This window comes from Pseudonocardia sp. TRM90224 (assembly GCF_021245725.1).
Classification (GTDB): domain Bacteria; phylum Actinomycetota; class Actinomycetes; order Mycobacteriales; family Pseudonocardiaceae; genus Pseudonocardia.
Map to the genome: position 1 here is coordinate 75,667 of NZ_JAJGSX010000018.1, position 26,203 is coordinate 101,869.

The 26,203-nt window shown below is 72.4% G+C and carries 27 protein-coding genes; 8 read left to right on the forward strand and 19 right to left on the reverse strand.

Translation table 11 applies throughout. The features are described 5' to 3' along the window. Window positions 1–5: 5 nt before the first annotated feature. The 3 genes from LL648_RS23790 to LL648_RS23800 form a co-directional block, all read right to left on the reverse strand. Window positions 6–356: a nuclear transport factor 2 family protein gene (locus LL648_RS23790; protein ID WP_232664908.1), complete on the reverse strand. Its 351-nt coding sequence runs from the start codon at window positions 354–356 to the stop codon at window positions 6–8. 185 nt (window positions 357–541) lie between these two features. After that, complete coding sequence (locus LL648_RS23795; RefSeq protein ID WP_232664909.1) at window positions 542–1,195, reverse strand: response regulator; 654 nt, start codon at window positions 1,193–1,195, stop codon at window positions 542–544. Further along, window positions 1,192–2,364, reverse strand: a complete 1,173-nt coding sequence (locus tag LL648_RS23800) for a sensor histidine kinase (protein WP_232664910.1) — start codon at window positions 2,362–2,364, stop codon at window positions 1,192–1,194. Before LL648_RS23800 ends, LL648_RS23795 begins: the two co-directional genes overlap by 4 nt. Before the next feature lie 132 nt (window positions 2,365–2,496). On the opposite strand from LL648_RS23800, the gene LL648_RS23805 reads away from it, so the two are divergent. Together LL648_RS23805 and LL648_RS23810 are read left to right on the forward strand one after the other, a co-directional pair. After that, window positions 2,497–2,712, forward strand: a complete 216-nt coding sequence (locus tag LL648_RS23805) for a DUF5957 family protein (RefSeq protein ID WP_232664911.1) — start codon at window positions 2,497–2,499, stop codon at window positions 2,710–2,712. After that, window positions 2,709–4,271: a multicopper oxidase family protein gene (locus LL648_RS23810; RefSeq protein WP_232664912.1), complete on the forward strand. Its 1,563-nt coding sequence runs from the start codon at window positions 2,709–2,711 to the stop codon at window positions 4,269–4,271. Before LL648_RS23805 ends, LL648_RS23810 begins: the two co-directional genes overlap by 4 nt. A 159-nt stretch (window positions 4,272–4,430) precedes the next feature. On the opposite strand, the gene LL648_RS23815 is transcribed toward LL648_RS23810, so the two are convergent. Both LL648_RS23815 and LL648_RS23820 read right to left on the reverse strand, forming a co-directional pair. Continuing rightward, window positions 4,431–5,849, reverse strand: coding sequence for an MFS transporter (locus tag LL648_RS23815; RefSeq protein WP_232664913.1), 1,419 nt, complete (start codon window positions 5,847–5,849; stop codon window positions 4,431–4,433). 107 nt (window positions 5,850–5,956) lie between these two features. After that, a complete protein-coding gene (locus LL648_RS23820) occupies window positions 5,957–7,135 on the reverse strand; it encodes a cytochrome P450 (protein WP_232664914.1) in 1,179 nt (392 codons plus the stop codon). An 89-nt stretch (window positions 7,136–7,224) separates the two neighbouring features. Between LL648_RS23820 and LL648_RS23825 the strand changes: the two genes are divergently transcribed. Together LL648_RS23825 and LL648_RS23830 are read left to right on the forward strand one after the other, a co-directional pair. Beyond that, a complete protein-coding gene (locus LL648_RS23825) occupies window positions 7,225–7,809 on the forward strand; it encodes a TetR/AcrR family transcriptional regulator (protein ID WP_232664915.1) in 585 nt (194 codons plus the stop codon). Window positions 7,810–7,834: 25 nt separating this feature from the next. Next, complete coding sequence (locus LL648_RS23830; RefSeq protein ID WP_232664916.1) at window positions 7,835–8,602, forward strand: AraC family transcriptional regulator; 768 nt, start codon at window positions 7,835–7,837, stop codon at window positions 8,600–8,602. 35 nt (window positions 8,603–8,637) lie between these two features. Here the strand turns inward: LL648_RS23830 and LL648_RS23835 are convergent, their stop codons facing one another. The 9 genes from LL648_RS23835 to LL648_RS23875 are packed head-to-tail and all read right to left on the reverse strand — an operon-like array spanning window position 8,638 to window position 16,855. Continuing rightward, window positions 8,638–9,525 carry a dimethylarginine dimethylaminohydrolase family protein gene (locus LL648_RS23835; RefSeq protein ID WP_232664917.1) on the reverse strand — a complete coding sequence of 296 codons (888 nt, stop codon included), beginning with the start codon at window positions 9,523–9,525 and terminating at the stop codon, window positions 8,638–8,640. Next, window positions 9,522–10,670 carry a M20 metallopeptidase family protein gene (locus LL648_RS23840; protein ID WP_232664918.1) on the reverse strand — a complete coding sequence of 383 codons (1,149 nt, stop codon included), beginning with the start codon at window positions 10,668–10,670 and terminating at the stop codon, window positions 9,522–9,524. The genes LL648_RS23835 and LL648_RS23840 overlap by 4 nt, the downstream gene beginning before the upstream one ends. Next, the gene (locus tag LL648_RS23845; RefSeq protein ID WP_232664919.1) at window positions 10,667–11,509 is read right to left on the reverse strand and encodes a DUF1028 domain-containing protein; all 843 of its coding nucleotides are present in this window, start codon (window positions 11,507–11,509) and stop codon (window positions 10,667–10,669) included. Before LL648_RS23845 ends, LL648_RS23840 begins: the two co-directional genes overlap by 4 nt. Then, complete coding sequence (locus LL648_RS23850) at window positions 11,506–11,970, reverse strand: YybH family protein (protein WP_232664920.1); 465 nt, start codon at window positions 11,968–11,970, stop codon at window positions 11,506–11,508. Before LL648_RS23850 ends, LL648_RS23845 begins: the two co-directional genes overlap by 4 nt. A 13-nt stretch (window positions 11,971–11,983) precedes the next feature. After that, window positions 11,984–12,175 carry a ferredoxin gene (locus tag LL648_RS23855; RefSeq protein WP_232664921.1) on the reverse strand — a complete coding sequence of 64 codons (192 nt, stop codon included), beginning with the start codon at window positions 12,173–12,175 and terminating at the stop codon, window positions 11,984–11,986. 1 nt (window position 12,176) lies between these two features. Then, window positions 12,177–13,418, reverse strand: a complete 1,242-nt coding sequence (locus tag LL648_RS23860; RefSeq protein WP_232664922.1) for an NADH-ubiquinone oxidoreductase-F iron-sulfur binding region domain-containing protein — start codon at window positions 13,416–13,418, stop codon at window positions 12,177–12,179. After that, window positions 13,415–14,632: a cytochrome P450 gene (locus LL648_RS45350; protein WP_232664923.1), complete on the reverse strand. Its 1,218-nt coding sequence runs from the start codon at window positions 14,630–14,632 to the stop codon at window positions 13,415–13,417. Before LL648_RS45350 ends, LL648_RS23860 begins: the two co-directional genes overlap by 4 nt. Further along, the gene (locus LL648_RS23870; RefSeq protein WP_232664924.1) at window positions 14,629–15,570 is read right to left on the reverse strand and encodes an LLM class flavin-dependent oxidoreductase; all 942 of its coding nucleotides are present in this window, start codon (window positions 15,568–15,570) and stop codon (window positions 14,629–14,631) included. Before LL648_RS23870 ends, LL648_RS45350 begins: the two co-directional genes overlap by 4 nt. Window positions 15,571–15,583: 13 nt before the next feature. Further along, window positions 15,584–16,855, reverse strand: a complete 1,272-nt coding sequence (locus LL648_RS23875) for an MFS transporter (RefSeq protein ID WP_232664925.1) — start codon at window positions 16,853–16,855, stop codon at window positions 15,584–15,586. A gap of 26 nt (window positions 16,856–16,881) precedes the next feature. Between LL648_RS23875 and LL648_RS23880 the strand changes: the two genes are divergently transcribed. Further along, entirely contained in the window at window positions 16,882–17,466 is a 585-nt protein-coding gene (locus tag LL648_RS23880) for a TetR/AcrR family transcriptional regulator (RefSeq protein ID WP_232664926.1), read from the forward strand. Between the two features lie 8 nt (window positions 17,467–17,474). Here LL648_RS23880 and LL648_RS23885 read toward each other — a convergent pair whose 3' ends face one another. Genes LL648_RS23885 through LL648_RS23895 form a run of 3 tightly spaced genes read right to left on the reverse strand, consistent with a single transcriptional unit; the run spans window position 17,475 to window position 20,360 of the window. After that, on the reverse strand, window positions 17,475–18,356 hold the full coding sequence (locus LL648_RS23885) for a dimethylarginine dimethylaminohydrolase family protein (protein ID WP_232664927.1): 882 nt from the start codon (window positions 18,354–18,356) through the stop codon (window positions 17,475–17,477). Next, window positions 18,349–19,131 (reverse strand): alpha/beta fold hydrolase, encoded by a 783-nt coding sequence (locus LL648_RS23890; protein ID WP_232664928.1) that lies wholly within the window; start codon window positions 19,129–19,131, stop codon window positions 18,349–18,351. Before LL648_RS23890 ends, LL648_RS23885 begins: the two co-directional genes overlap by 8 nt. After that, entirely contained in the window at window positions 19,128–20,360 is a 1,233-nt protein-coding gene (locus LL648_RS23895; RefSeq protein ID WP_232664929.1) for an aromatic ring-hydroxylating oxygenase subunit alpha, read from the reverse strand. Before LL648_RS23895 ends, LL648_RS23890 begins: the two co-directional genes overlap by 4 nt. A gap of 85 nt (window positions 20,361–20,445) precedes the next feature. Between LL648_RS23895 and LL648_RS23900 the strand changes: the two genes are divergently transcribed. After that, on the forward strand, window positions 20,446–21,207 hold the full coding sequence (locus LL648_RS23900) for an SDR family oxidoreductase (protein WP_308190387.1): 762 nt from the start codon (window positions 20,446–20,448) through the stop codon (window positions 21,205–21,207). A 77-nt stretch (window positions 21,208–21,284) separates the two neighbouring features. On the opposite strand, the gene LL648_RS23905 is transcribed toward LL648_RS23900, so the two are convergent. Next, window positions 21,285–22,400, reverse strand: a complete 1,116-nt coding sequence (locus LL648_RS23905; protein ID WP_232664930.1) for a hypothetical protein — start codon at window positions 22,398–22,400, stop codon at window positions 21,285–21,287. A gap of 198 nt (window positions 22,401–22,598) precedes the next feature. Between LL648_RS23905 and LL648_RS23910 the strand changes: the two genes are divergently transcribed. Beyond that, complete coding sequence (locus LL648_RS23910) at window positions 22,599–23,723, forward strand: acyl-CoA dehydrogenase family protein (protein WP_255686336.1); 1,125 nt, start codon at window positions 22,599–22,601, stop codon at window positions 23,721–23,723. 154 nt (window positions 23,724–23,877) lie between these two features. Further along, entirely contained in the window at window positions 23,878–25,251 is a 1,374-nt protein-coding gene (locus tag LL648_RS23915) for an alkaline phosphatase PhoX (protein ID WP_232664931.1), read from the forward strand. Window positions 25,252–25,379: 128 nt separating this feature from the next. Here LL648_RS23915 and LL648_RS23920 read toward each other — a convergent pair whose 3' ends face one another. After that, window positions 25,380–26,201, reverse strand: coding sequence for a mycofactocin-coupled SDR family oxidoreductase (locus LL648_RS23920; RefSeq protein WP_232664932.1), 822 nt, complete (start codon window positions 26,199–26,201; stop codon window positions 25,380–25,382). Window positions 26,202–26,203 lie beyond the last annotated feature (2 nt).

Below are 26,203 nucleotides of genomic sequence, written 5' to 3' on the forward strand. Positions count from 1 at the left end.
CAGGACTACCCGCTGAGAACGGCCGTGTCGAACACCAGCGTGTCGGAGGCGATCCGCCCGTCGCGCACGGCGACGTGGTCGACAGCGCGGATCGTGCCGAACGGGCCCGTCGCCATCTCGTAGACGACGACGGCCTGCTCGGCGTCGCCGAGTGCCGCAACCACCTTCACACCGACGACGACCTGGGCGAACTCGGCCATCGCCGCCACCACGGGCCCGACCCCGGCCAACGACACCCGCGGGCTCTCGAACACGACGTCCTGCGCGAGGCACGCCGAGACGGTCTCCATGTCGCCCCGCCCGAACGCTTCGATGAACCGCACAGCGACGTCCACCGGCTGACGAGATCCGCTCACGTTGATGCTCCTACCGACGATCGAGCGGGCAAGCGGACGCCTGCCCGGTCGGTAGGACGGGCCCAGGCGCCAGAAGTCATCACGCTGCACCAAACTTCGGGGTCCGGCCTCGCAACTTGCCCACCGTTTTGCCAACTTGCAGACCTGCGGGGCCGTGCAGGTTGGCAAAACGGTGGGGAAGTTCGCTACTCGGGCGGCACGATGCCCGCGCGGTAGGCGATCACGACGAGCTGGGCGCGGTCGCGGGCGTGCAGTTTCGTGAGCAGGCGGCTGACGTAGGTGCGCGAGGTCGCGGGGCTGATCGTCAGCTCGCGCGCGATCTCGTCGTTCGACAGCCCGCCCGCGACGAGCACGAGCACCTCGCGCTCCCGCTCGGTCAGCCGCTCGAGCTCGGGGGACGGCCGGGGCCGCACCTGGTCGCGGGTCGCGTCCATGAGTCGCCGGGTCACCGAGGCCGACAGCGTCGCCTCGCCCTTCGCCACAGCGCGTACGGCGGCGCGCAGCTCGTCGGGGTCCGTCGTCTTGAGCAGGAAGCCGGCCGCGCCCGCACGGATCGCGTCGAAGACGTGCTCGTCCGTGTCGAACGTCGTCAGCACGAGCACGTGCACGGACGCGAGCCGCTCGTCGGCCATGATCGCCTTGGTGGCCCCGATGCCGTCGAGGCCCGGCATCCGCACGTCCATCAGCACGACATCGGGGACGTCGCGGCGCACGAGAGACAGCGCGGCGTGCCCGTCGGCGGCTTCCCCGATCACCTCGATGTCGGGCGCGCGTTCGAGCAGCGCACGCAGCCCGGCCCGGACGAGGTGCTGGTCGTCCACGACGGCAACCCTGATCACGACAGCTCCACGGGGAGGGTGGCACTGACCTCGAACCCACCGCCGGGCAGCGTGCCGGCGCTGACGGTACCGCCGAGCAGCGCGGCCCGTTCCCGCATCCCGGAGATGCCGTGCCCGCCGTGCTCACCGGACCCGCCGGCGCCACCCCGCCCGTCGTCGGTCACCCGGATCGCGAGCCGTGTGTCGCCGTAGCGGATGCACACCTCCGCCGCGGTCGCGCCGGCGTGGCGGATGGTGTTGGTCAGGGCCTCCTGGACGATCCGGTACGCCGTCGAGTCGACGGCCGCGGGCAGCGGCTCGCGCTCCCCCTCGACCCGCAGCGTCACGGGCAGCCCGCCCGCGGTCGCGGAGGCGACCACCCGGTCGAGCTGGTCCAGCCCGCCGACGGGCGCCGAGCGGTCGGGGTCGTCGGGGTCGCGCAGCAGGCCGACGGTGCTGCGAATCTCGCGCATCGCCTGCTCGCTCGCGGTGCGGACGTGCCCGAGCGCGACCTTCGCGCCTTCCGGGTCGTCCTCGACGGCCTCGGCCGCGACACCGGCGTGCAGGGATATCACCGAGACGGTGTGCGCGAGGACGTCGTGCACCTCGCGGGCGATCCGCAGCCGCTCCTCCTCCACCCTGCGCGCCGTCTCCAGCTCACGCTCGTGCAGCAGCTGCCGCTCGCGCCGGCGCTGCTCGGAGCGCCACATGCGACGCGCCCGGGTGCCGGCGCCGAGCGCGACGGCGGCGGCCATCGTCGAGATGCTGGTGGCGAGCTCGTACCCGAAGACGAACCGCGGGTCGTCGCCCTCCGCCAGCCGGGCGACGGTCGAGATCACGATCAGCCCGGCGATCGTCAGCACCGCCCACCAGGTCAAGCCGGCCTCCGCCGCGCTGTAGAGCGCCAACGCCACCGGCACCGCGAGGCCGATCATCGGGTAGCCGGCCGCGTAGTAGGCGATGATCCCGATGGCGCTCGCCAGCAGCGTCAGCAGTGGATACGAGCGGCGCACCAGCATCAACGCGCCCAGCCCCACCGCGAACATGTACGCGGTGAGGTCGGGCCGGCGCTCGCCGCCGAGGTTCACGTAGATCGCGAGCGAGACGACCACCGCGACTGTGACGCCCAGTGCGACGTCGACCGCAACGGCCGTCCGGCCGCTCGTCAGCCGCTCCGCCAGGCTCGCCATGGAACGAGCGTATTCAGCTGTTGCGCGATGCGACATCAACCGGATGCGTCACCGCATGTCGCTTCTCGACGTACCGAGGTCGCGATTCAGGCACGACGTCTCCACGCCGGTCGCTCCATACGGTCCCTCGCCATGAGGACGCTCGGGATCGCCGTGCTCGGACTGTTCAGCGGCCTGCTGCTCGGCTTCGTGCTGACGGATGTCATCGCCGTCGCCGCCGGTGCGGCCAGCGGGAAGCTGCCCGACTCGCTGTGGCTGCTGCTCTTGCTGGGCTGGCTGACACCCGGCTGTGCCGTCGTCGGTGTGGTCGTGGCGATCACCATCGACCGGAAGCGGCGGGCGCGATGACAATCTCGCGGCGTTCGTTCGTCCGGCTCGGCGCGGCCGGTCTGCTGCTTCCGGCAGCCGCGGGCTGCGGCGTGCGCCTCGGTGGGCTGTCCGCCGGCAACAACTCGGCGCAGGGCAGCGCGGGCAGCGAGCTGAGCAGCGCAGCGCCGCTGCCGGCGCCCTTCACCCGCCCGCTGCCGATCCCCGACGTGCTCGCCCCGGTGCGCAGCGACGCCGAGGGCGATCACTACGAGATCACCCAACGCGCGGCGCAGGCGGAGCTCCTGCCGGGGCTCCCCACCGAGGTCTGGGGCTACAACGGCACGTTCCCCGGCCCGACGATCGTGTCGCAGCGCGGCCGGCCGACGATCGTCACCCATCGGAACGAGCTGCCGGTGCCGGTTGTGGTGCACCTGCACGGCGGGCGCACTCCCGCCGAGCACGACGGCTACCCGACCGACATGATCCTTCCGGTCGGCGGTGCGGATCACGGCCATCAGATGGGCGGGATGTCGGCGACGGGCAGCCGGGCCTACGTCTATCCGATGGACCAGCCCGCGGCGACGCTCTGGTACCACGACCACCGCATGGACTTCACGGGCCCGCAGGTCTACCGCGGGCTGGCCGGCTTCCACCTCGTCCACGACGACGCCGAGGACGCGCTCGGCCTGCCGGCGAGCGATCGCGACATCCCACTGATGATCACCGATCGGGCGTTCGCCGCCGACGGCTCGTTCGCCTACCCCTCGGTGGACCCGTCGCTGACCGGGACGCCGGGAGTCACCGCCGAGTACATGAGCGGTGTGCTGGGCGACTGCATCTTGGTCAACGGTGCGCCGTGGCCCGTGCTGGAGGTCGACGCCGCGCGGTATCGGTTCCGGCTGCTCAACGCGTCGAACGCGCGGCGCTACCAGCTGGAGCTCGACCCGCCGGCGCCGATGGTGCAGGTCGGGAGCGACCTCGGACTGCTCGCAGCACCGGTCGCGCACGAGCGGATCGACATCGCGCAGGCGGAGCGGTTCGACATCGTGATCGACTTCTCGCGGTACGCCGTCGGCGACGAGGTGACGCTGGTCAACCGGTACGGCTCCGGCGGCGCCGCGTACGTCATGCGGTTCCGGGTGGCCCGCCGCGCGCCCGACGGCAGCCGGATCCCGCAGCGCCTCGCCGACGTCCGCCTGCTGACGCCGTCGGACACGATGGTGCGGCGCTCGTTCGTCTTCGCGCGCGGTGGCGCCGAGGCGCACGGCATGACGCTGTGGACGGTGAACGACCAGCCGTTCGACCCCGCCTTCTCGCACGCCGACCCCCGGCTCGGATCGGTCGAGCTGTGGCGGGTGCGCGCGTTGAACGTCGAGCACCCGTTCCACATCCACCTCGCGCAGTTCCAGGTGCTCGGCAAGGGCGGGCAGGGCCCCGGCCGGTTCGACGGCGGCTGGAAGGACACCGTCAACCTCGACAACGGCGATCACGCCGACCTGCTGGTCCGCTTCGACGGCCACCGCGGCCGGTACGTGCTGCACTGCCACAACCTGGAGCACGAGGACATGATGATGATGGCCAACTTCGACGTGGTGTGAACGGCCTTCCGCACGCGAGGGCAGGAAAGCCACTTTCCGGCCCCCACAGGGCAGGAAAGTGGCTTTCCTGCCCTCCCCCAACCTCCGGTGAGCTGCGCGGAGGGGGTCCGATCCCGGGCCTGGCCGAACCGACGGACCAGCTGCCCGCCCGCGGGCTGGCTACGCCGGCTTCGGTACCCGCCGGCTGCTGACGAGCGTCAGGGCCGTCAACGCCGCCACCCCCGCGAGCCCCGCCGAGACCAGCAGCACCGTTGTCGCGGCCGTCGCGTAGCCCTGCTCGGCGGGCCCGGCCGTCCCGACGAGCCGCGCGGTGAACAGCGCGCCGAGCGCGGCGGTGCCGATGCCCGCGCCGAGCGACGCGAGGCTGGTGACCGTGCCGGCGACCATCCCGGCACGCGACTTCGCGGTGACGTTCATGGCCACCGTGAAGACCGGCGAGCCGGCGAGCCCGCCGCCCAGGCCCCAGAGCAGGAGCGCCGGCAGCAGCGCGAGCGGGTGCACGGCGGGTGAGATCACCACCGCGGCCCAGACCGCCCCGGCCGCCTTGATCCCGTAGCCGGCGGCGATGAGGTGGCCGGGCGCCATCCGGGCCTGCAGCTTGCCCCCGACCAACCCCATGCCGATCTGGGCGAGGAATACCGGCGCGAGCAGCAGCCCGGTCTGCGTCGGCGCCAGGTGCAGCGAACCGTCGAGGAACTGCACCAGGTAGACGGTGCCGCCGATGGTCAGCACGCGGGAGAGGAAGATCGCCACCGCGGCGCCGGTGAAGGCCGGCACCCGGAAGAGGTCCAGGTCGAGCGTCGGCGCTGCGACCCTGCGCTGGAGCACGAGGAAGCAGACGATGCCGGTGCCCGCGACCCCGAGCTGGACGAGCGTCGCCGCGGACGTCCAGCCCTGCTCGCCACCGCGCAGCAGCCCGTACGTCAGCAGCCCGAGCGACCCGATGAGCAGCAGCGTCCCGGCCCGGTCCAGCGGCTTCGGGTCGGGCGAGCAGACGTCGGACGGCAGCACCCGCCACGCCAGCACCAGCGCGCCGATCCCGAACGGGATGTTGATCAGGAACATCGACCGCCAGCCCAGCGTGTCCACCAGCACGCCGCCGAGCAGCGGCGCGACCAGCCCGGCGGCGCTGGCCAGCGAGCCCCACTTGGCGATCGCCATCGCCCGCGCGCTGCCCTCGTACGCGTGGCTGATCAGCGGCAACGCGTTCACCATCAGGATCGCGCCGCCGATGCCCTGCACCGCGCGGGCGGCGTCGAGCTGCACGATGTCACCGGCGAGACCGCACGCCAGCGACGCGAGCGTGAAGAGTGCGAGGCCCCCGAGGTGGACCCGGCGCCGGCCCCAGCGGTCGGAGAGGCTGCCGACGGCCTGGTTCACCGCGCCCATCGTGATGACGTAGGCGACGACGACCCACTGCACGCCCGCGAGCGGACCGCCGAGATCGGCGTGGATCGCGGGCAGGCCGATCGTGACGATGGTCAGGTCGATCACGACCAGCCCGCTGCCGATGGCGACCAGCCCGAGCACGGCTCGCGCCCGCGGCGTGACGGGCTCGGTTGACGGCGTCGAACGCACCCTGCATACCTCCCTGCCGAACGAACTCGGCGAGAACGCTATGCAGCCCCTCGCTGACTCGAACCGCGTACGCAGCCAAGCCGTATCGCGTTCCGGCCAAACCGGCGTCACCAGGTGACGTGGACGGCCACCGGGCCGGTGTCGGCGTGGGCACGGACCCACTCGATGTCGTGCACGGAGCCGACCAGCCGCAGGTCCGGGAGCTGTCGCGACAACGCGGCCAGGGCCACCCCGAGCTCCAGCCTGGCCAACGCCGCCCCGAGGCAGTGGTGCGGGCCGCGGCCGAAGGCGAGCTGGCGGTCCACCTCCCGCTGGAAACGGCCGGGGTCGAACCGGTCGGGATCGGCGAAGTGCTCCGGGTCGCGGGCAGCCGCACCGAGCCGGGCGAGCACCAGGTCACCCGCCCGGATCCGGACCCCGGCCAGCTCGACATCGGCGTGCGCCCACCGCGGGAAGACCTCGCCGATCAACCCGATCTGCATCCGCGCGACCTCCTCGACGGTTGCAGCCAGCTCGTCCGGCGGCGCGATGCCGACCTTCGCGAACCGCCCCTCCGTGACGAGCAGGGTCGCGCCGACGGCGATCGCATTGGTCGCGGTGAGGTAGCCGGACGCCAGCACGGTGAGCGCGAGCGTGGTCAGCTCGGCGTCGTCCAAGCGCCCGTCGTCGGTGTCGCGCACGGTGATCAACGCGCTGAGCAGATCGTCGCCGAGCGACCCGCGTTTGGCCGCGACCAGTCCCGCGACATACGCGCCGAACTCCGCCCACGCCTGCTGCACACCTGCTTCGGCGGCGCCGGCGACGAAGTCGGCCCGGCTCGCCGCGTCGGCGAGCGCGCGGAACCGCTCCCGGTCGGTCGGCACCACCCCGAGCAGCTCCGCGATCACCCCGATCGAGAGCGGCGCGGCGAAGTCGGCGACCAGGTCGGCGGGCGGCCCGGTGTCCTCGACCCCGGCGGCGAGCTCGGCCGCCAGCTCCTCGACGCGGGGCCGCAGCGCCTCTACCCGGCGCGGTGTGAACGCCTTGCCGACCAGGCGCCGCAACCGCGAGTGCGGTTCGCCGTCCTGCAGCAGGGTCGCGCCGCCTTCGCCGCCCGTGCCCGGCGCCGCGACGCCGAACCGCGGGTCGCCGAGCACGGCCGCGACCGCGTCGTACGAGGTCACCAGCCAGGCCGGGCGACCGTCGGCGGTGGTCACGGCGGCCACCGGAGCCTCGGCCCGCAGCTCGGCGTAGGCCGGTGGTGGTTGGAGCGGCTCGGGGAGATCGAGCGGGAGGGTCCTGGTCATCGTCAGCACCTTTCGTTTTACGTTGCAGTCGCAATGTAAAACAGATGCGGCGGTTTTTCAATGCAGGTGCACTGTGAAAGCATGGCCCCATGCCGAAGGTGGTCGACCACCACGAACGCCGCACCCGGATCGCCGCCGCGCTGCTCCAGGTCGCCGCCGACCGCGGGATCGAGGCGGTCAGCCTGCGGCACGTCGCCACCGAGGCCGGCGTCTCGTCCGGGATGGTGCAGCACTACTTCCGCACCAAGGACGAGATGATGACGTTCGCGCTGGCGGTGGTCGCCGAGAACGTCATGGCCCGGATGGCCGGCCAGCCCGTGGCGGAGACGCCCGCCGCGATGATCCGGGCGCTCGTGATCGAGCTGCTGCCCTTCGACGAGCAGCGGCGGATCGAGGGCCGCGTGCTGCTGGCGTTCCACGCGCACGCCACGAACAACCCGACCATCGCGGCGCTGCTGCGCGAGAACGCCGACCAGCTCCGGACGTACCTCGCCGAGCGGATCCGGACCGAGCAGGCGGCGGGGACGACCACCGCCGCCCTCGACGCGGGCCACATCGCCACAGGGCTGCTCGCGCTGGCCGACGGGCTCGGCGTCAACGTCCTCGTCGAGCACTACACCGCCGACGAGGCGCTCGCGACGTTCGACGCGTACCTGACGGCCGTGCTCGGTTGACGCTTCCCGCGTACGCTTGGCTCCCGTGTCGATTTCCGGCCAGCTGCTGCGGATCGTGCAGCCGCCGATGGGTGCGGCGCTCGTCGCCACCATCGCGCTCGGGAGGAGCGCGACGGGGCACGAGCACGCGCACGTCGGGCTGCACCAGATCGCGTGGGCACGCACGGGCGTGCTGCGCATCTCGATCGGCCCGACCACGTGGGTGCTGCCACCGAGCCGCGCGCTGTGGATCCCCGCCGACGTGCCGCACCGCACATCCGCCCCGACCCCGACCTCGCTGCAGAGCATCTACCTGCGTCGCGAGCGCTGCCCCGACCGCTGGACGGAGCCGACGGTGCTCGCGGTCGGCCCGCTGCTCGCGGCGTTGATCGACCACCTGTGCACGGTCGACCTCGGCGACGCGGAACGGGCCCGCGCCGAGGAGGTGCTGCTCGACCAGCTCGCGCCGGCGCCGGTCGCGTCCGTCGAGCTGGTGTGGCCGGTCGACGGCCGGGCGCGGGCGGTCGCCGACGCCCTCGCGGCCGACCCCACCGACCAGCGCGACACCGCTGCGCTCGCCCGCATGGCCGGCACCAGCGAGCGCACCCTCACCCGGCTGTTCCAGCAGGAGACCGGGTTCGGCCCCGGCCGGTGGCGCACCCGGCTCAGGGTGCGCCACGCGCTGGAACTGCTGGCCACGGGCGTGCCGGTGGGGGCGGTCGCGAACCGGGTCGGCTACGGGACGTCGAGCGCGTTCGTAGCGGCGTTCCGGCGAGAACTGGGGGCCACCCCCGCAGCGATCTTCGGAAGCTGACCACGACCACCCGAAGGCGCCGGCCAGGTCGGTTGCTACCGGCGGACGAGGGGCAGCGTCGCGCAGTGCAGCCCGCCGGGGAAGCGGGTGATCTCGGAGAAGTCGACCATCACGGGCGTGATGCCGCGGCGGCGCAGCTCCTCGGCGATGCGCTCGTCCGTGTGCTGGACGACGAGCCGGTCGGGTCCGAGCGCGACGGTGTTCACCGCTAGCCCGCGCACCTCTTCCGCGGTGACCTCGATCAGGTCGAAGCGCGACTCCAGGTACTCGCGGCTCTTCGCGGTGAACGCCGCCGGGTTGTAGAGCCCGACCTCCGGCGAGGCCAGCGTGAAGTGCACGTCGAGGTGCACGACGGCGAGCTGGTCGAACTCCAGCGCAACGACGTCGCGCCTGATGCCGGCCGCCACCAGCGCCGCGCGGAACGACTCGACGCCGGCTTCGTCGGTGCTCTCCCCGCGCCCCACCAGCACGTCGTCCTTCGTGACGAGCACGTCGCCGCCCTCGATGGTGCCGCTCTCCAGCTCGTGCACCTTCGACAGCCGCGGCAGCAGCGACGCCAGCCCCTTCTGCTCGCCGCGCCGGAACTCCGTCGCCGGTCGGGCGAGGAAGAACGTGTCGTCGACGGCGAACCCCATGTCCCGCGTGTAGAGCTGCAGCGCGCAGTCGACGTCGTCGGCCCAGTGCACGGTCACGCCGTGCGCCTCGAGCAGGGTCACCAGCCCGGCGTGCTGCTTCGCCGCGACCTCCGCGTCGGGCTCCTCGAGGCGGAACCGGCTGATGAAGTCGGCGGTGAACTCGTCCAGCTCCGCGGGCTCCTCGCCGAGGATCTCCTTCAGTGTGAAGGGCTTGTGCGGCCCGAGCAGCACCTCGCGCAGCTCCCCCACGTCGCTGCTGACGCCGATCTCGATGGTCGATCCGCTCATGTCTCTCCGTTCGTCGTGATGCTTGCCAGCAGCCGCCTCGTGACGGCGGTGTGCAGTGCGACCCCGTGCTCCAGCGCCTGCTCGTCGATGAGCAGGCGCGGCGAGTGCACCGGGCCGGACGGAAGGTGCGCGGCCCCCGCGCCGAGGAAGGCCATCGCGCCGGGCACCCCAGCGAGCACCGCGGAGAAGTCCTCCGAGGCCATCACCGGAGTGGGCAGCTCGTGCACCATGAGGTACTCCCGCGCGGCGGCCCCGACGTGCGCGGCGACGGCGGCGTCGTTGACCGTCACGCCGCACGGGTTGCTCCAGAGCACCGCGGCATCGGCGTCGTGCGCGGCCGCGATGCCGGCCACGACGCTGTCGAGCCGCGTGCGCACCGCGGCCCGGGTCGGCTCCGAGACCGCGCGGACGGTCCCCGCGAGCTCCGCCGTGCTCGGCAGGACGTTGGGCGCGTCGCCGGCCTTGATCCGGCCGACGGTGAGCACCGCGGGATCCCACGCGTCGGCCGTCGCGGGCACGACCGTCGCCAGCTGGCCGACGATCGCGCAGGCCACGGTGATCGGGTCGACGGCCTCGTGCGGGACGGAGCCATGCCCGCCCGAACCGCGCACGACGATCGTGAAGACGTCCGCGGAGGCCATCAGCGGGCCTGCCCGCAGCGCCACCGAGCCGGTCGGCAGCTGCGGGGTGACGTGCAGGGCGAACGCGGCGTCGACGCCGTCGAGCAGGCCCTCCTCGACCATCGCCGCGGCCCCGCCCGCGCCCTCCTCCCCCGGCTGGAACGCGAACACCACGCGGCCGGCCAGCTCGTTGCGCTGCGCGGCCAGCACGTGCGCGGCACCGAGCAGCATCGCCGTGTGCGCGTCGTGACCGCAGGCGTGCATGGCGCCGGGTACCTCCGACGCGAAGGCCAGCCCGGTCTCCTCCCACACCGGCAGCGCGTCGGTGTCGGCGCGCAACAACACCGTCGGGCCGGGCCGCGCGCCCTCCAGCGTCGCGACGACCGAGGTCAGCCGCTCGCCGGTGCGGACCTCCAGCTCGAGACCAGCGAGCGCGGCGAGCACAACCGATTGCGCGTACGGGTTGAGCAGCCCGATCTCGGGCCGCCGGTGCAGCACCCTCCGCACCTCGACGACATCGATCACGGCGCAGCCCGGACTGCAAGGATCCGCTCGTAGAGCCGCGCCCAACCCGGGTGGGCATCGAGCACAGACAGACGCTCGTGGTCCGGGCGCCCGGCGAGTGCACCCGCGACGCACGCCCAGAACGTCGGTTCCGGGTTGTCGCCGAACCCCCGCTGGATCTCACGCAGGTCCGCGACCACCGCGTCGAGACTGGTCCCAGCGACGATCCCCTGGATCGCGGCCCGCATGCGCCGGTCGGCGTGCTGGAGTGCGGCCAGCCGCCCCAGCTCGACCAGCGGCTGATGATGGTCGTCGACCCGGACGTCGACGAGCCGCTCACCGCCCGGCTCACCATCGACGACGAGCAGCGCGGCCGACTGCCTGCCGCGTACGTCACCGCCGAGCTTCTCGCCGGCCCGCAACGCGTCGAGCAGCCGGGACGCGAGGTCGCCTGTGGAAAGACCGAACCGCTCGGCCATCGCCGTCCAGATGCCGTCGGCGGCGAGCATGTTGCCCTGCGCCACCACCCCGTCGCCGGTGGCGGTGCCGGCGAACGGGACGCACGCGGTGCCCGTCCGGCCGGCCGCGGCACCGCGGGTGTCGACCAGGCCGACCTGCCGCAGCGGCGCCTGGTCGTCGGCGCCCAGCAGCCGCCGCACCGCGTCCGGCGGCGCGACCCCGGCCACCAGCATGGCGGTCAGCTCGGCCGAGTGCGCCGCTCCGGGGATCGACTGCGTGACGCCGGCCCCGACCCCCGCGACGGCCCACGGCGCCGCCGCGCCCACGGCGAACGCGTGCGACGCGACCGCCACCCCCAGCTGCCCGGTGCGGTCGCACCGGGCGGCGATCGAGAACGTCATGACCCGCCCATGACGCCCGGCTGGTGCGGCGAGCCGTGGTAGTGGACCATCTTCCAGTCGCCGTCGCGGCGCTGGTAGACCTCGGTGCTGCGGTAGGTCTGGTCGAGGTTGCCGCCGGCCTCGGCGCCGGCAGGGCCGAAGTCGATCACGAGCCGGCACATGTAGGAGACGACGGCGAGATCGCCGCTCAGCTCGTACCGCTCGTCCCACGCCGTCGAGACGGTCTCCTGTGTCGGCACGTCCGCCGCCATCACGGTCAGCCGCTCCCAGAGGTCGACGATGCCGTCGACGCCGAAGAAGTTGCTGCCCATCGTGTTCCACATGACGAAGTCGTCGGGCCCACCGGGCGCGATGTTCGCGCGCAGCCAGGCGATGTCGCCGACGGCGTTCGCGTCGACCCAGCCGCGGTGCAGCTCCTCGATGCGCCGCAGGTCGGCCTCGCGGGTGGTTGCTGTCGTCATTCCCGGTCTCCCTTCACGCCAGCCTGCGGATGGCCTGTGCCGGGCAGGCCTCGATGGCCTCCTCGGTCACGGGCACCCGATCGGCCGGGACGTCGTCCTTCGTTGCCACCGCGTAGCCGAAGTCGTCGAGGTCGAAGACGTCGGGCGCGAGGTCGTAGCAGAGCGCGTAGGCGGCACATCGGGTGCCGTCGACGTCCACACGCATGTCAGCTCTCCCTTCCATCTGGTGGGCACACCCGGAACCGGGTGGTGCCGTCGGCGCGGGGCAGCCGCGCGCAACGCGGGCACGGCGCGGCGAGGTGGGCCTCGACCTCGCCGGAGAAGTGGGCCAGCAGGCTCCCCGCGGCCGTCGCGGCGGCGTCGAGGGTTCCGCAGGCGCCACGGCCGCGGAGGTGCTGCGACCACTGCGCGAGCCGATCCAGCTGGTCGGGATCGGCCTCGGCGGTGCGCAGCCGTGCGACGACGCCGGCCATCGCACCGGTCCCCTTGACGCAGCTGCCGCACTGCCCTGCGTTGGAACGGTCGAAGAACGCGAGCACGTCGGCAGCGGCGTCGACGGGGCAGTCGTCCGCGCCGAGCGCGATGAACGCGGCGCAGCCCAGCATGCTGCCGGACTCGCGCAGGCGGGTGTCCAGCAGCGGCAGCTCGGCCGCGCTCGGCGGCAGCAACCCACCGGAGAAGCCGCCGGCGAGGAACCCACGGGTGGCGTCGAGCCCGAACCGCTCGCACAGCTGCCCGAGCCGTGTGGTCGGCTCGGCCTCGGTGAGCACCGGTCGGGTCGCCCCACCGGAGAGCGTCACCATGACGTCGGTCCGCGGCGAGCGGGTGACCAGCGCGATCCTGGCCAGCGACTCGACGTTGAGCACGAGCGTCGGGCGGCCGCCGACCCCGCGCTCGAACGGGCGCGGCGGCTTGGCGGTCGGCTTCGCCGGGCCGCCGTCGATCGCGCGCACGACCGCCGTCTCCTCGCCGGAGACGAAGCCCGGCTCCGCCGCGAAGATCTCGACCGGCGCCCCACGTTCGGCGACCGCGGCCCGCATCGACGCCAGCGAGACCTCGTCGGAGGCGTAGAGCACCATCCGCTCCGCGCCGGCCGCACGCCTGGCCAGCAACATTCCCTCCAGCACGAGGTGCGGCCGGGTCCGCATGAGGTACCGGTCCTTGACGCTCGCCGGCTCGCCCTCTTCGCCGTTGGCGACGAGCACGCGCGGACCGGTCTCCGCCGCGACAGCCTTGACCTTCGTCAGGACCGGGAAGCCGGCACCGCCGCGACCACGCAGGTCGGTGGCCCACAGCGCCGCCATGATCGCGACCGTCGTCCAGCCCGTCGCGCTGTCGCCGCCCCCGGCGAGGTGCTGCTCGTAGCACTCGCGGCCGCGTTCGTGGACCGCCCCGCCGGCGTGGCTCGATGCAACGACCAGCACGGGCTGGGTGCTCGGCGCGTTCATGGGCGGCGGATCGGTAGGCGGTCGACGCGGCGCAGTGAGGACCCCACCGCCCGCTCCACCCCACCGGGCCCCAGCTCGAACTCCGGCCACGCGGCGAGCAGCGCCGCCAGCCCGACCTGCCCTTCGAGCCGGGCGAGCGGCGCGCCGAGGCAGTGGTGCATGCCGATGCCGAACGCGAGGTGCCGCGCGCCCGTCCTGGTGATCGAGAACCGCTCCGGATCGGGGAACTCGGCGGGATCCCGGTTCGCCGCGCCCCCGATGAGCACCACTGCCTCCCCCGCCGGCACCGGCACCCCGCCGACCACCATCGGCTCCGTCGTGATCTCGACGCCGTACTGGAACGACGGCTCGTACCGCAGGACCTCCTCGACGGCGGCCGGCATCAGCTCCGGTCGGGCGCGCAGCTCGGCCAGCTCCGCCGGGTTGCCCAGCAGCGTCGCGACGGCGTTGGCGATCAGCGCCGTCGTCGTCTCGTAGCCGGCGTTGAACAGCAGCAACGCGCTCGACACGATCTCGTCGTCGGTCATCCGGTCGCCGCCGGACTCGGCTTGCGCGAGCGCGGTGAGCAGGTCGGGCTTCGGCACCCTGCGCCGCTCCTCGACGAGCCCGAGGAGGTGTTCGGTGGATTCGGCGAGCGCAGCGGTCGCGGCCGCGAGCACCTCCGGTGTCACCACCGGCGCCCCGGTGGCGCCCATCATCTCCGCGCGCCGGACGGCCGCGGCCCGATCGGCCTCCGGCACCCCGAGCAGCTCACCGATCAGCGAGCTGGTCAGCGGCAGCGCGAGGTCCGCCACCACGTCCATCTCGTCGCCCGCGGCGGCGACCAGCGCCTTCGCCTTCGCCTCCAGCCCAGGTCGCAGCGCCGTCACCGACGCCGGTGTGAACGCCATTTGGAACAGCTGGCGCAGCCGCCGGTGCTCCGGGTCGTCCATGAAGACGAACATGCTGCGCTGCATCCTGGCGAGCGGCCCGTCGACGCCGTCGAGGTGCTCCTCGGCGAACTGCTCGTAGTCGGGCCGGGCGGCCGGGTTGCTGCTGGCCCGCGGGTCGAGGTTGACCGCTCGCAGCTCCTGGTAGCCCGTGACGAGCCACAGGCCGTCGTTGCCCAGCAGCACCGGCGACTGCTCACGCAGCTTGCGGTAGAGCGGGTACGGGTCCTCGCCGGCCAGGTCGACGATCCCGACGTCGGCGGTGGGTACCGAGGCCGTCGTCACGGGCGCACCCGCAGGCCGCGCAGCAGCGCCGGGATCTCCTCCGGGGGGTTGACCAGCCCGAGCGCGACCTCGTCGATGCCGGTCGCAGCGAAGCGGCCGAGCACGTCCGCGAACGTCTCCGGGGTGGCGACCAGCGCGAGCGCCGACACCTTCGCCGTGGTCATCGGGAGCGCGCCGCGGGCCAGCTCGGCCTCGGTGAAGACATCGGGAGCAGTGGTGGCGAACCCGGCCGGGGCGAACCCCGCGAGGATCGGCGCGATCATCGCCGCGGCGGTGTCCTCGTCCGCCGCGACCGCGCCGAGCACCGTCGCGGAGATCCGGAACGACGACCGGTCGCGGCCGGCGTCGACGAGCGTCTTCACCACCGAGTCGACCGTCGAGGCCAGGTACTCCAGCGACGCGCCCGCAGTCAGCGAGACGCCGTCGGCGACCCGCGCGGCCAGCTCGAGCATCCGCGGCCGGACTGCCATGAGATCGATCGGCGGCGCCACCGGCGGCGGCGCGAACAGCCGGAAGTCGACGAACCGGTGCCCCGCGTACTCGCCGTCCACCACCTCACCCGCGAGCAGGCGGCGCAACACCGCCACGAACTCCTCCGCGGTGCGCAGGCCGCGACGGTGGTCGGCGCCCAGCGTCGCGACCATCAGGGCGTCGCCGAGACCCACCTGCACCCGCACCCGACCCGGCGCGATGGTCGCGAGGTCGGCGAGCTCCATCGCGAACAGCGCGGGGTGCCGGCTGACCGGCGCGGACCCGACGATCCCCACCTCGATCCCCGAGGTGCTCGACAGCGCGGCTGCCGCCGGCACCACAGCGTCGGTGAACCCGAGGTGCTCGCACATCCACACGCCGTCGAGCTCGGCGTCCTCCGCCGCCGTCGCCGATCGCAAGGTGGCATCGAGCGGGCCGAACCCGCTGAAACTGAGACTCAGTCGCACGACGATCGTCCTTTCACCGGATCACACGGATCCGGGTGACGGTGAATGCGGCGGCCGCGAGGAACACGGCCGACGCGATGAAGAGGCCGGTGAAGCCACCACCCACGTTGAGGATCACGGCGCCGAGCGCGGGCCCGGCCAGGCTGGGGAAGGAGTTGGCGCCCTGCAGCACACCGAGCACGCGGGCCCGGTCCGAGTCGCTCGGCAGGACGTCCGTCGCGACCACGAGGTCGATCGTCGAGTAGATGCCGAAGGCGGTGCCGGCGAGCAGGCCGGTGACGAGGATCCCCGTCCACGAGGACCACACCAGGTTGACGACGCTGAGCGCGGCGAGCGCGAGCGCGGCGTAGACGATGAACGCCTTGCGGAAGCCGAGCCGGTCCGACAGCACGCCGGCCAGCACCGAGGAGATCATCATCGCGGCCGCGTAGTAGGTGGTCATCTCGGCCATCCGGGTGGCCAGCTCGGCCGCGTCGCCGTCGCCGAACCCGAGCACCTGCTGTGCCCAGTACAGGACGAACCCGAGCGACAACGCGGTGCCGAGGAAGACCAGGAACCGGGTCGCCCACGCCCACCCGACGTCGGGATGGCGGCGCGGGTCGACCCATATGCAGGCCGTCAACTCCCGCCAGTCCCACGCGCGCGCCGTACCGGTCCGCGTCGGCGGCTCCTTGATCAGCACCAGCATGACGAGCGTCGTGAGCACGAGCAGGGTGGCGATCGCGAGGTAGGACTCCAGCACCGCGCCGCCGGCCGCGCTGATCATCCACGTGCCGAGCGCCGGCCCCAGTGCCGCCGCGATGCCCACCAGACCCGTGACGGTGCCGCGCTTGGCCGTCGGCACCTGGTCGGCGACCAGCGCGAGCGACGCCGCCACCAGCCCGGCGATCCCGACCTGCAGGAGGCTGAACCCCAGCATCAACGTCGCGATGTCGGCGGCCGCGCCCGAGACGGTCAGTCCCACGGCGGCGGCCAGCCCGCTCGCGGCGGCCCACGGCCGGCGCCGCCCCCACCGCGAACGGGTGCGGTCCGACGCCATCCCGACCAGCGGCGTCGTGACGATCGCCGCCAGCCCACCCACCGTCGAGACGACCGCCAGCGTGGTGGCCCTGCTCTCCCCCGAGAGCAGGGACGACTGCAGCGGCAGCAGGAACTGCAGCGGCGCCAGCAACGCCGTCATCGTCCCAACCGACGCCGCCACGAACCCGATGCGGAACCGGACTCCGACCCGCTCGGCCGGCTGCGCCACGACCCCGCCGGCCCCGCCGAGCTCGCCGGCCGTCACCGTCGGTTGCCGTAACGTGTGCGGCCGTGCCGAAGATCGTCGACCACGACGAACGCCGCGAAGAGCTGATCACGGCCACCTGGCGGACGATCCGCAAGCTCGGCATCGCCGGCGCGACCACCCGCGAGATCGCGAAGGAAGCCGGCATCGCGCACGGGCTGCTCGCGTACTACTTCGCCGACAAGAACGCGATGCTGGAGGCCGCGCTCGACCGCGCGTACGTCGTCGCGGCCGAGCAGCTCGTCGCCAGGATCAGCGATCTGACCGGGGTCGCCGCCGTTCGCGAGACGCTCCTGGCCGCGCTCCCGATCGGCGACAACCGCCCGGAGGTGGAGGTGCTCGTCGCGTCGTGGGGCGCGATGGTCACCGACGAGGCCCAGCGCACCCGCCGGTACACGAGCTTCCGGGAGTGGCGCGACACGGTGCGGCTGCTGGTCGCCGCCGCCGTCGCTGCCGGCGAGATGACCGCGGAGCAGACCCCCGGCGAGATCGCCGACGCGCTCGTCGCGCTGGCCGACGGCCTCACGCTGCACGCCGTGATGGCGCCGGCGGACTACCCGGCGCAGCGGCTCGTCGCAACCGTCGACAAGGCGATCGAGCGCTATCGCTGACGGCCCGCTCATCCGCGGACGAGCGGCATCGTGGCGCACCGGAACGAGCCCGGCAGCGTGGTGATCTCGGAGACGTCGATCGGGATCGGGGTGATGCCGCGGTCGTCGAGCAGCCCGGCGAGCCGGTGCGCACTTTCGCTGACGACGATGGTGTCGGGGCCGAGCGCCACGGTGTTGACCTGCACGTCACGCGCTTCTTCCGCGGTCGCCTCGATGAGGTCGAAGCGCTTCTCGAGCTCCTTGCGGGCCGCCGGAGTGAACGCCGATGGCGAGAAGATCCCGATCGACGGGGAGGCCATCGTGAACTTCGTGTCGAGGTGCATCACCCCGCCGTGCGCGAACTCGATGGGCACGACCGCACGCTCGATGCCGGCATCTGCCAGCGCCGTCCGGAACGCGGCGACCCCCTGCTCGTCGGTCTCCTCGCCGAGCCCGACCAGCACGTCGGTGTCGGTGACGATGACATCGCCGCCCTCGATCGTCCCGCTCGGCAGCGTGAGCACCCGCCGCACGCGGTCGTACACGTGCCGCATGCCGGCCTGCTCCGCCCGGCGCCAGGCCTCCCGGGAGCGGGTGCGGATCAGCACGTCGTCGACGACGACCGCCAGGTCGCGCGGGTAGAGCTGCAGCGGGACGTCGGGGACGTCCTCGACGGTGTGCACCACGACGTCGAAGCCGCGCAGGACGTCGACGAACACCGCGAACTGCTCGGCGGCAACGGCGGCGTCCTGCAGTTCCATCCGGTTGTGCGCCGCGAGCCGGTCATGGGCCGCGCTGGGCTGGACCACCCTGCGGAAGTCGGCCTCGGTCGCCGGTTTCACGATCCCGACGACGACCTCACGCAGCCGTCCGACGTCGCTGGTGACGCCGATCTCGATCACATCAGACACGGCTGCTCTCCTCCGTCGCGATGAACGAACCGATCATTCGGGCGAGCGCGGCCGGCGCCTCGACCATCGGGAGGTGCCCCGCGCCGGGTACGACCTGGAGGTTCGTGCCCAACGCGGCCGCCGCCTGCTGCGCCGCTTCCGCCGAGCACGTGCGGTCGTGCTGCCCGCGGGCGACGAGCACGGGGCAGAGAGTCCGCTCCGCGGCCGGGCGGAAGTCCTCCGAGAACCCGGCGATGATCAGCTCGGCGACGGTGTCCTCGGTGTTGTCCAACGCCACCCGGTCGGCCTCCGCGATCCACTCCGGATCGGCGCCGGGCGCGAACGTCCACTCCGGGCCGATTGCCGCGAAGAACGCGTGGACACCGACCTCGCGCAGGTAGCCGAGCGCCTGGTCGCGCATCGCGGGCGCCGGGTCCAGTGCGGTGCCGACGGCGGTCAGCGACTCGACCCGGCCGGGGTGCGCGGCCGCCAGCGCGATGCCGACCGCCCCGCCGAAGGACGAACCGACGACGTGCGGGTGCGCCCAGCCGAGCCGGTCGAGCACGGCGACGACGTCGGTGACCTGGCGTGCGCTGCCGAGCGGGAGCGCCCGGGTCGACGCGCCGTGCCCACGCAGGTCGACGGTGGCGACCGGGCGGCCGTCGAACATGGGCACGATCCGCGACCACACGCTCCCAGCGCTGTTCAGCCCATGTAGGAACAGCAACGGCGTGCCCGGGCCGTCGCCGTGCACCGTCACCGCGACCGTGCCGCCGGGCACGTCCACCCGGATCACGTGGCCGGCCCTTCGAGCGGGACGTACGCCATCACGTTGCGCTGGAAGTCCTGGATGCCGTGCTCGTAGCGGTGCGCGATCGGGCCGACCGAGAACTTCGGCGAGCGCAGGCCGCGCTGCACCGACTCCGCGCAGAAGACGTCCTCCTCCGGGACGGTCATCTTCTTGCCCTTGCGCAGCGCCGCCATCAGCGACGCTGAGTCGCGATCACCGGCGCGCACGCTCGCGGTGACGTCGACCGCGGCGTCCTTGACCCGGGCGGCCGTCCGCCCGACGAGCCCGCGCATCGCCGAGAGCACCATCTTCGTGCTGGTGCCGGGCGCGACCCTGGCGCGCAGCTCGAACGTCGTGGTCTCCGGGCCGGTCGGCACGATCTCGGCCGACGCCCAGTAGGTGGCCCCGGTCAGCACGAACAGGTTCGGGAAGATCAGCCCGTACGACGACCCGTACCAGCGGGGATCGTCGAACAGCGGTCGCATGCCGCTCCTGACGTCGTCCGGCGGCAGCTGCCCCGGCAGCTTCGGCGGCTCGTAGAAGAACCAGTGCCGGGGCGCGCACGCGCGCTGCTCCTGGCGCTTGTGGTCCATGCTCGCGAGGTTCTCCGCGTGCACGTACCCGAGGTGGTAGTTGTCGAGCGCGCCCTCCATGAACACCTTCCAGTTGCACTTCACGTCGTGCTTCTCGCCGGCGGCCGGCTCGACGAGCCGGGTGATGTCGCCGTAGGGCGCGAGGTGCGCCGGCAGCTCGCCGAGCCACTCGCTGAACGGCTGCGCGTCGGGGTCGGGGTGGACGAACACCAGCCCGCGCCACACCGCGAGCGATGCGCGGTGCAGGCCCAGCTTCGAGCGGTCGAGCTGCTTGCCGATCTCGTTGCGCTGGGTGACGGCGAGCAGGCAGCCGTCGAGCCCGTAGGTCCAGTTGTGGAACGGGCAGACGATCTGCCGCTCGACCCGACCGTCCCCCGGCAGCACGGCTGCGCCCCGGTGGCGGCAGACGTTGTGGAAGGCGCGCAGCGTGCCGTCGTGGTCGCGCACGACGACCAGCGGATGGCGGCCGACCTGGACCGAGCGGTATGAGCCGGGCCTGCCGAACTCGTCGGTCGGCCCGAGGTAGCGCCAGGTGCGGCTGAACAGCTCGGTCTGCTCGCGCTCGTACCACTCCTGCTCGAAGTACGTGCTCGGCGGCAGGAGCTGGTTGGCCCCCACGCCGCGGACGGCCGCGCCGGTCATGTCACACCCTCTTCGTTGGCCAGCTGTTCAAGAACAAGAATAAACGTACCTCCATATTTTTATTCTGTCGAGGTAGGTTGCCGAAGTGGATCTCTTCACGTTGGACGGCAAGACCGCCGTCGTCACCGGCGGCACCCGCGGGATCGGCCTCATGATCGCGAAGGGGCTGCTGCGGGCCGGCGCCGATCAGGTCGTCGTGAGCTCGCGCAAGGCCGACGCCGGCGAGGCCGCAGTGCGGGAGCTGGCGCCGTACGGCAAGGCCGTCTCGATCCCGGCCGACCTGTCGCGGGAGGACGAATGCGTGCGGCTGGCGGCCGAGGTCGCGGCACTGACCGACCGCGTGCACGTGCTCGTCAACAACGCGGGGGCGGCGTGGGGCGCGCCGCTGGAGCAGTTCCCGGCGCTGGGCTGGGACAAGGTGCTCGACCTGAACCTCAAGTCGCCGTTCTACCTGACCCGCGCGCTGCTGCCGGTGCTGGAGGCGGCGGCGAGCGCCGACGACCCGGCCCGGGTGATCAACATCGGCAGCATCGACGGGCTGCGCACCCCGTCGCTCCCGACGTACTCATACTCGGCGAGCAAGGCAGGGGTCCACCAGCTCACGCGGGTGCTCGCCCGCGAGCTCGGACCGCGCAACATCACCGTCAACGCGATCGCGCCGGGCCCGTTCGACACGAAGATGGTGTCGTCGCTCGACAAGGACCAGGCCGCGTCGCTCTCACCGCTGGGCCGGATCGGCCGCGACGACGACATGGCGGGCATCGCGGTCTTCCTGTCGAGCCGCGCCGGCGCCTACGTCACGGGCGCCGTCATCCCGGTCGACGGCGGCCTCACCACAACCACCTGACGAACTTCCCCACCGTTTTGCCAACCTGCACACCCAAAACGGCGTGCAAGTAGGCAAAACGGTGGGGAACTTCTACGTCACGTCGTGGGGGCGCTGCCGTTGCCGTTCCACTGCTGCTCCGCGGGCGGCGGTGCGGCGTGGCTCGGCGGCATGGCGGTCGGGCCGGGGTAGGCGGGCACCGCGTGCAGCGCCGGCGTCTGGGCGGGCGTCTGCGCCGGCAGGCTCATCGCGGGCTCCGGCTGCTGCGGCTGGACGTGCTGGGGCTGCTGCTGCTGCGGCGGCGGGTACGACTCCGCCTCGTGCGCGTTCGACGGCGCCGGGACGACGATGTCGCTCGCGCCCGGCGCGGCGATCTCGTCGGGACCGGAGTCGCCGGGGATCGCGCCGTTGAGCAGCTTGCGGGTGGCGTCGAGCTGCTGGGTGAGGCGCGTGCGCAGCGTGTGCAGCACACCGACCTCACGACGGGCCTCGTCGACGCGGTGGTTCACCGCCTGGCCGGCCTCGGACAGCATGGACTTCGCCCGCTCGTCGGCCTCGTCGAGCACGGCCTGCGCAGTGCGCTTCGCCTCCGAGTGCATGGCGGCGAACTGCGCCATCGCCTCGCGGCAACGCAGCGCGAGCGTCCGGCGGAACTCCTCCTCCGCCTGGCCGCGCGCGACGATCGCCTCCTCGTCGAGCCGCGCCCGCTCCTCCGCGGCCGCGATGCGCATGCGCTCGATCTCGCGCATCGCGTCGGGTTCGGCCCAGTTGTAGCCGGCGGACTGCGAGTCGAGAGCCGTCTGCAGCGGTCGGGCGAGGTCCTCGTCCCCGACGGCCGCGATGATCTCCGCGGCGTGCGCGGCCGCCTGCGCGGACACCTCGGCGCGCTTCTCGCCGAACTCGTCCTGCGAGAGCCGCAGCAGCACCTGCAGCCGCTCGCTCATCCGCTCGACGGTGTCGGCAGGGCCGCCCATGATCCGCAGGTCGGCCTTCAGCCGCTCGACCTCCGCCCGCGACGCCTCGAGCTCCTTCATCGTCGCGTCGAGCTGCATGGTCAGCTGGTTGGCCTGGGCCACCGCGGCGGCGCCGTCAGTCGCAAGGATCTTCATCTCGGCATCGAGCCGACTGAGGTGTTGAGTCACCTCTTCGTGGTCGTAGCCCTTGCGCACGACGGAGAACATCGCAGTCGCGGGCCCCCGCTCGCCTGTCGTCATGTGAGAACGGTAGGAGCACCTCTGCCTTTTTGTGCACGTCACAGGGCACGTTTCACCCCGTCGTGATCAAGATCGGGGCCCGGTCCCCCCGATGGGGTCACGTGACCACCGCTTGACACGACCAAATCGGTCGCCGAGTGTGACCTCGCGTCCCCTATAGATCCGGAGGTCGTCATCGACAACGAGCTGCGCCGCGATCTGCGCGGGCTCATCGACCGGATCTGCTCGGACTTCCCCGACGCCTACTGGCGCGGTCTGGACGAGACGCGCAGCTACCCCGACGAGTTCGTCGCCGCGCTGACCGGCACCGGCTGCCTCGGCGCGCTCGTCCCCGAGGAGTACGGCGGGCTCGGGCTCGGCCTCGGCGACGCCACCGTGCTCCTGGAGGGCATCAACGCCAACGGCGGCAACGCCGGCGCCGTGCACGCGCAGATGTACACCATGGGCTCGGTGCTGCGGCACGGCAGCGAGGAGCAGAAGCGGCGGTACCTGCCAGGCATCGCGTCCGGCGAGATCCGGCTGCAGGCGTTCGGCGTCACGGAACCGACGGCCGGCACGGACACCACCAGCATCAGCACGACGGCCACGCGCACCGACGACGGGTACGTCCTCAACGGGCAGAAGGTGTTCATCTCCCGCGTGCAGCACTCCGACCTCATGCTGCTGCTCGCCCGCACCACCCCGCGCGACGAGGTCGAGCGCAAGTCCGACGGGATGTCGATGTTCATCGTCGACCTGCGCGAGACGAAGGGCATCGACGTGCGGCCGCTGCGCACGATGATGAACCACGAGACGAACGAGGTGTTCTTCACCGACGCCCACATCCCCGCCGACGCGCTGCTCGGCGAGGAGGGCAGGGGCTTCCGCTACGTGCTGGACGGGATGAACGCCGAGCGGATCCTCATCGCGGCCGAGTGCATCGGCGACGGGCGGTGGTTCGTCGAGCGGGCGAGCCGGTACGCGGGCGAGCGCAAGGTCTTCGGGCGGCCGATCGGCCAGAACCAGGGTGTGCAGTTCCCGATCGCCCGCGCGCACGTGCACGTCGAGGCCGCCGACCTGATGCGCTGGAAGGCGGCCGACCTCTTCGACGCCGGGGAGCCGTGCGGCGCCGAGGCGAACATGGCCAAGATGCTCGCCGCCGATGCCTCGTGGGAGGCGGCGGAGGCGGCGCTGCAGACGCACGGCGGCTACGGCTTCGCCGCCGAGTACGACATCGAGCGCAAGTTCCGCGAGACCCGGCTCTACCAGGTGGCGCCGATCTCGACGAACCTCGTCCTGTCGTTCGTCGGGGAGCACGTGCTGGGCATGCCGCGCTCGTTCTGACGCGAACTTCCCCACCGTTTTGTGCATCCGCGCGCCGATTCGGCGCGCAAGTGCACAAAACGGTGGGGAACTTTGGGTGCGCCTTCGCCTGGCCTTGATCGTCGTTCACGTGTTAGACCCCTCTGGTCCATCTTCAGTTCATGTTGGGGGTCTGATGACTGGTGGGATGAACCGGCGATCGCTGCTCGCCCGCGCGGGTGCGGTCGGTGCGGGTGCGGCAGTGCTGGGCAGCGTCGACGCGCTGTTCGCCGGCAACGCAGCGGCGGCTGCGATCGCCGAGCCGGGCGGGTGGGGCCCACTGGTCCCCGACCCGGCCGGGCTGCTCGACCTGCCGGCCGGCTTCAGCTACACCGTGATCAGCCGCGAGGGCGACGACCTGCGATCGGGCCAGGGCAAGGTGCCGAGCAGGCACGACGGGATGGCGGCGTTCCCCGGTCACCGGCGCGGCGTGACGCTCGTGCGCAACCACGAGTGCCGTCCCGACGCACCGATCGGCGTCCCGCCGCTCCCGGACTTCACCTACGACCCGGCCGCGAAGGGCGGCTGCACGGCGCTCGAGCTGGACCACTCGCGGGCGCTGGTCTCCGAGCAGGTCGTGATCGCCGGGACGGCCGTGAACTGCGCCGGCGGCCCCACACCCTGGCGCACGTGGCTGACCTGCGAGGAGTCGGAGGACAAGGCCGGGAAGAACGGCTACACCCGCGACCACGGGTTCGTGTTCGAGGTCGACCCCCACAACATGACGCGCAACCGCAACCCGCAGCCGTTGAAGGCGATGGGACGGTTCCAGCACGAGGCCGTCGCGATCGACCCGGGCACGGGCATCGTCTACGAGACCGAGGACGCGTTCGAGAAGCCGTTCGGGCTCTACTACCGCTTCCTGCCGACGAAGCCGCGCGGCAAGTGGCGCAGCCTGCTCGCCGGCGGGGAGCTGCAGGCGATGCGCGTGCCCGGCGTGCCCGACCTCTCGGTCGTCCAGGAGCCCGGGACGCACTTCGAGGGGATCGAGTGGGTGCCGGTGCCCGACCCGCTCGCGCAGGAGACCCCGATCCGCCTGCAGGACTTCGGCCCCGGCGGCATCACCCACGCCCAGAAGCTCGAAGGCAACTACTGGGGCAACAACGGGGTGTACTTCGTGTCGAGCTTCGCGCGGGCCGCCGAGGGCTCGGCCGCCGAGCACAACGGGCAGGTCTGGCACTACAACCCGAAGCTCAACACGCTGACGCTGGAGATCGTCTTCGGACCGAAGATCGACCCGGAGCTGCCCGGCGAGTCACCCGACAACATCGCGCTCTCCCCGCACGGCGGCCTCTTCGTCTGCGAGGACGGGTCCGGCGGCCAGCACGTCTACGGCGTCGACCGGAAGGGGCAGGTGCACCCGCTCGCCCGCAACCGTCAGAACACCGGCTCGGCGGAGGAGCCGGAGTTCGGCGAGTTCGCCGGCGTGACCTTCAGCCCCGACGCCCGCACGCTCTTCGTGAACGTCTACAACCCCGGGACCACGTTCGCCATCACCGGGCCCTGGTGAGTGCCCGCCGCACGCCCGCCTTCCGCACGACAGGGCAGGAAAGCCACTTTCCTGCCCTGTGAGGGCCGGAAAGTGGCTTTCCTGCCCTCCCCCGCCACCAACCTCTCGGCGGCGATCCCCCGAGGGCGTTACTTCTGCAGCACACCCGCGTCGACGGGGAGCGCTATGCCCGTCACGTAGCGGGCGTCCGCCGAGACGAGCCAGGCGACGGCGGCGGCGACGTCCTCCGGCTCCACCATGGCGACGGGGAGCAGGTTGCCCAGATCGAAGTCCGCGTCGCTCTGCGCCATCACCGCAGCGAACGCATCGTTCACGACCATGGGCGTGTTCACGCCCGTGGGGTGGACGGTGTTCACCCTGATCGAGTGCGGCGCCAGCTCGACCGCGAGCGAGCGGGCGAGGCCGACGACCCCGTGCTTCGCGGCGCTGTAGTGCGCGACCCCGCGCATGCCCTTGAGCCCCGCGATCGAGCTGGTGATCACGATCGAGCCGCCGTTGCCGGCCTCGATCATCGCCGGGATGGCCGCACTGACCGTGCGCCACACGCCGGTCAGGTTGACGTCGACCATCTCCTGCCACGTCTCGTCGGGCATCGACCACGTGTTCGCGGCGTACGACACGATCCCGGCGTTGGCGCAGACGATGTCGATCCGGCCGAACTCGGCGACCGCCTCCGCTACCAGCGCGCGCAGCGCGTCACCTTCCCGTGCGTCGGCCTCGCGGGCCAGGATCTGCCCGCCGACCTCCTCGACGAGCCGCGTCGTCTCCTTCAGGTCCTCCGGCGTCGCCATCGGGTACGGCACGGACGCGAGCTGCTGGCAGACGTCGAACGCGACGACGGCTGCGCCCTCCTGCGCCAGCCGCACCGCGATCGAGCGTCCCTGCCCCCGCGCCGCGCCGGAGACCAGCGCCACCTTGCCATCGAGCCTGCCGTCGAGCTTTCCTGCCAACG

What these genes read in the sequence shown, in the direction of transcription:
- LL648_RS23800 (WP_232664910.1), bottom strand. Translation starts at nt 2,364, where the DNA reads ATGGCGAGCCTGGCGGAGCGGCTGACGAGCGGCCGGACGGCCGTTGCG.
- LL648_RS23805 (WP_232664911.1), top strand. Translation starts at nt 2,497, where the DNA reads ATGAGGACGCTCGGGATCGCCGTGCTCGGACTGTTCAGCGGCCTGCTG.
- LL648_RS23810 (WP_232664912.1), top strand. Translation starts at nt 2,709, where the DNA reads ATGACAATCTCGCGGCGTTCGTTCGTCCGGCTCGGCGCGGCCGGTCTG.
- LL648_RS23820 (WP_232664914.1), bottom strand. Translation starts at nt 7,135, where the DNA reads ATGACCAGGACCCTCCCGCTCGATCTCCCCGAGCCGCTCCAACCACCA.
- LL648_RS23825 (WP_232664915.1), top strand. Translation starts at nt 7,225, where the DNA reads ATGCCGAAGGTGGTCGACCACCACGAACGCCGCACCCGGATCGCCGCC.
- LL648_RS23835 (WP_232664917.1), bottom strand. Translation starts at nt 9,525, where the DNA reads ATGAGCGGATCGACCATCGAGATCGGCGTCAGCAGCGACGTGGGGGAG.
- LL648_RS23845 (WP_232664919.1), bottom strand. Translation starts at nt 11,509, where the DNA reads ATGACGTTCTCGATCGCCGCCCGGTGCGACCGCACCGGGCAGCTGGGG.
- LL648_RS23850 (WP_232664920.1), bottom strand. Translation starts at nt 11,970, where the DNA reads ATGACGACAGCAACCACCCGCGAGGCCGACCTGCGGCGCATCGAGGAG.
- LL648_RS23855 (WP_232664921.1), bottom strand. Translation starts at nt 12,175, where the DNA reads ATGCGTGTGGACGTCGACGGCACCCGATGTGCCGCCTACGCGCTCTGC.
- LL648_RS23860 (WP_232664922.1), bottom strand. Translation starts at nt 13,418, where the DNA reads ATGAACGCGCCGAGCACCCAGCCCGTGCTGGTCGTTGCATCGAGCCAC.
- LL648_RS23895 (WP_232664929.1), bottom strand. Translation starts at nt 20,360, where the DNA reads ATGACCGGCGCGGCCGTCCGCGGCGTGGGGGCCAACCAGCTCCTGCCG.
- LL648_RS23905 (WP_232664930.1), bottom strand. Translation starts at nt 22,400, where the DNA reads ATGACGACAGGCGAGCGGGGGCCCGCGACTGCGATGTTCTCCGTCGTG.
- LL648_RS23915 (WP_232664931.1), top strand. Translation starts at nt 23,878, where the DNA reads ATGACTGGTGGGATGAACCGGCGATCGCTGCTCGCCCGCGCGGGTGCG.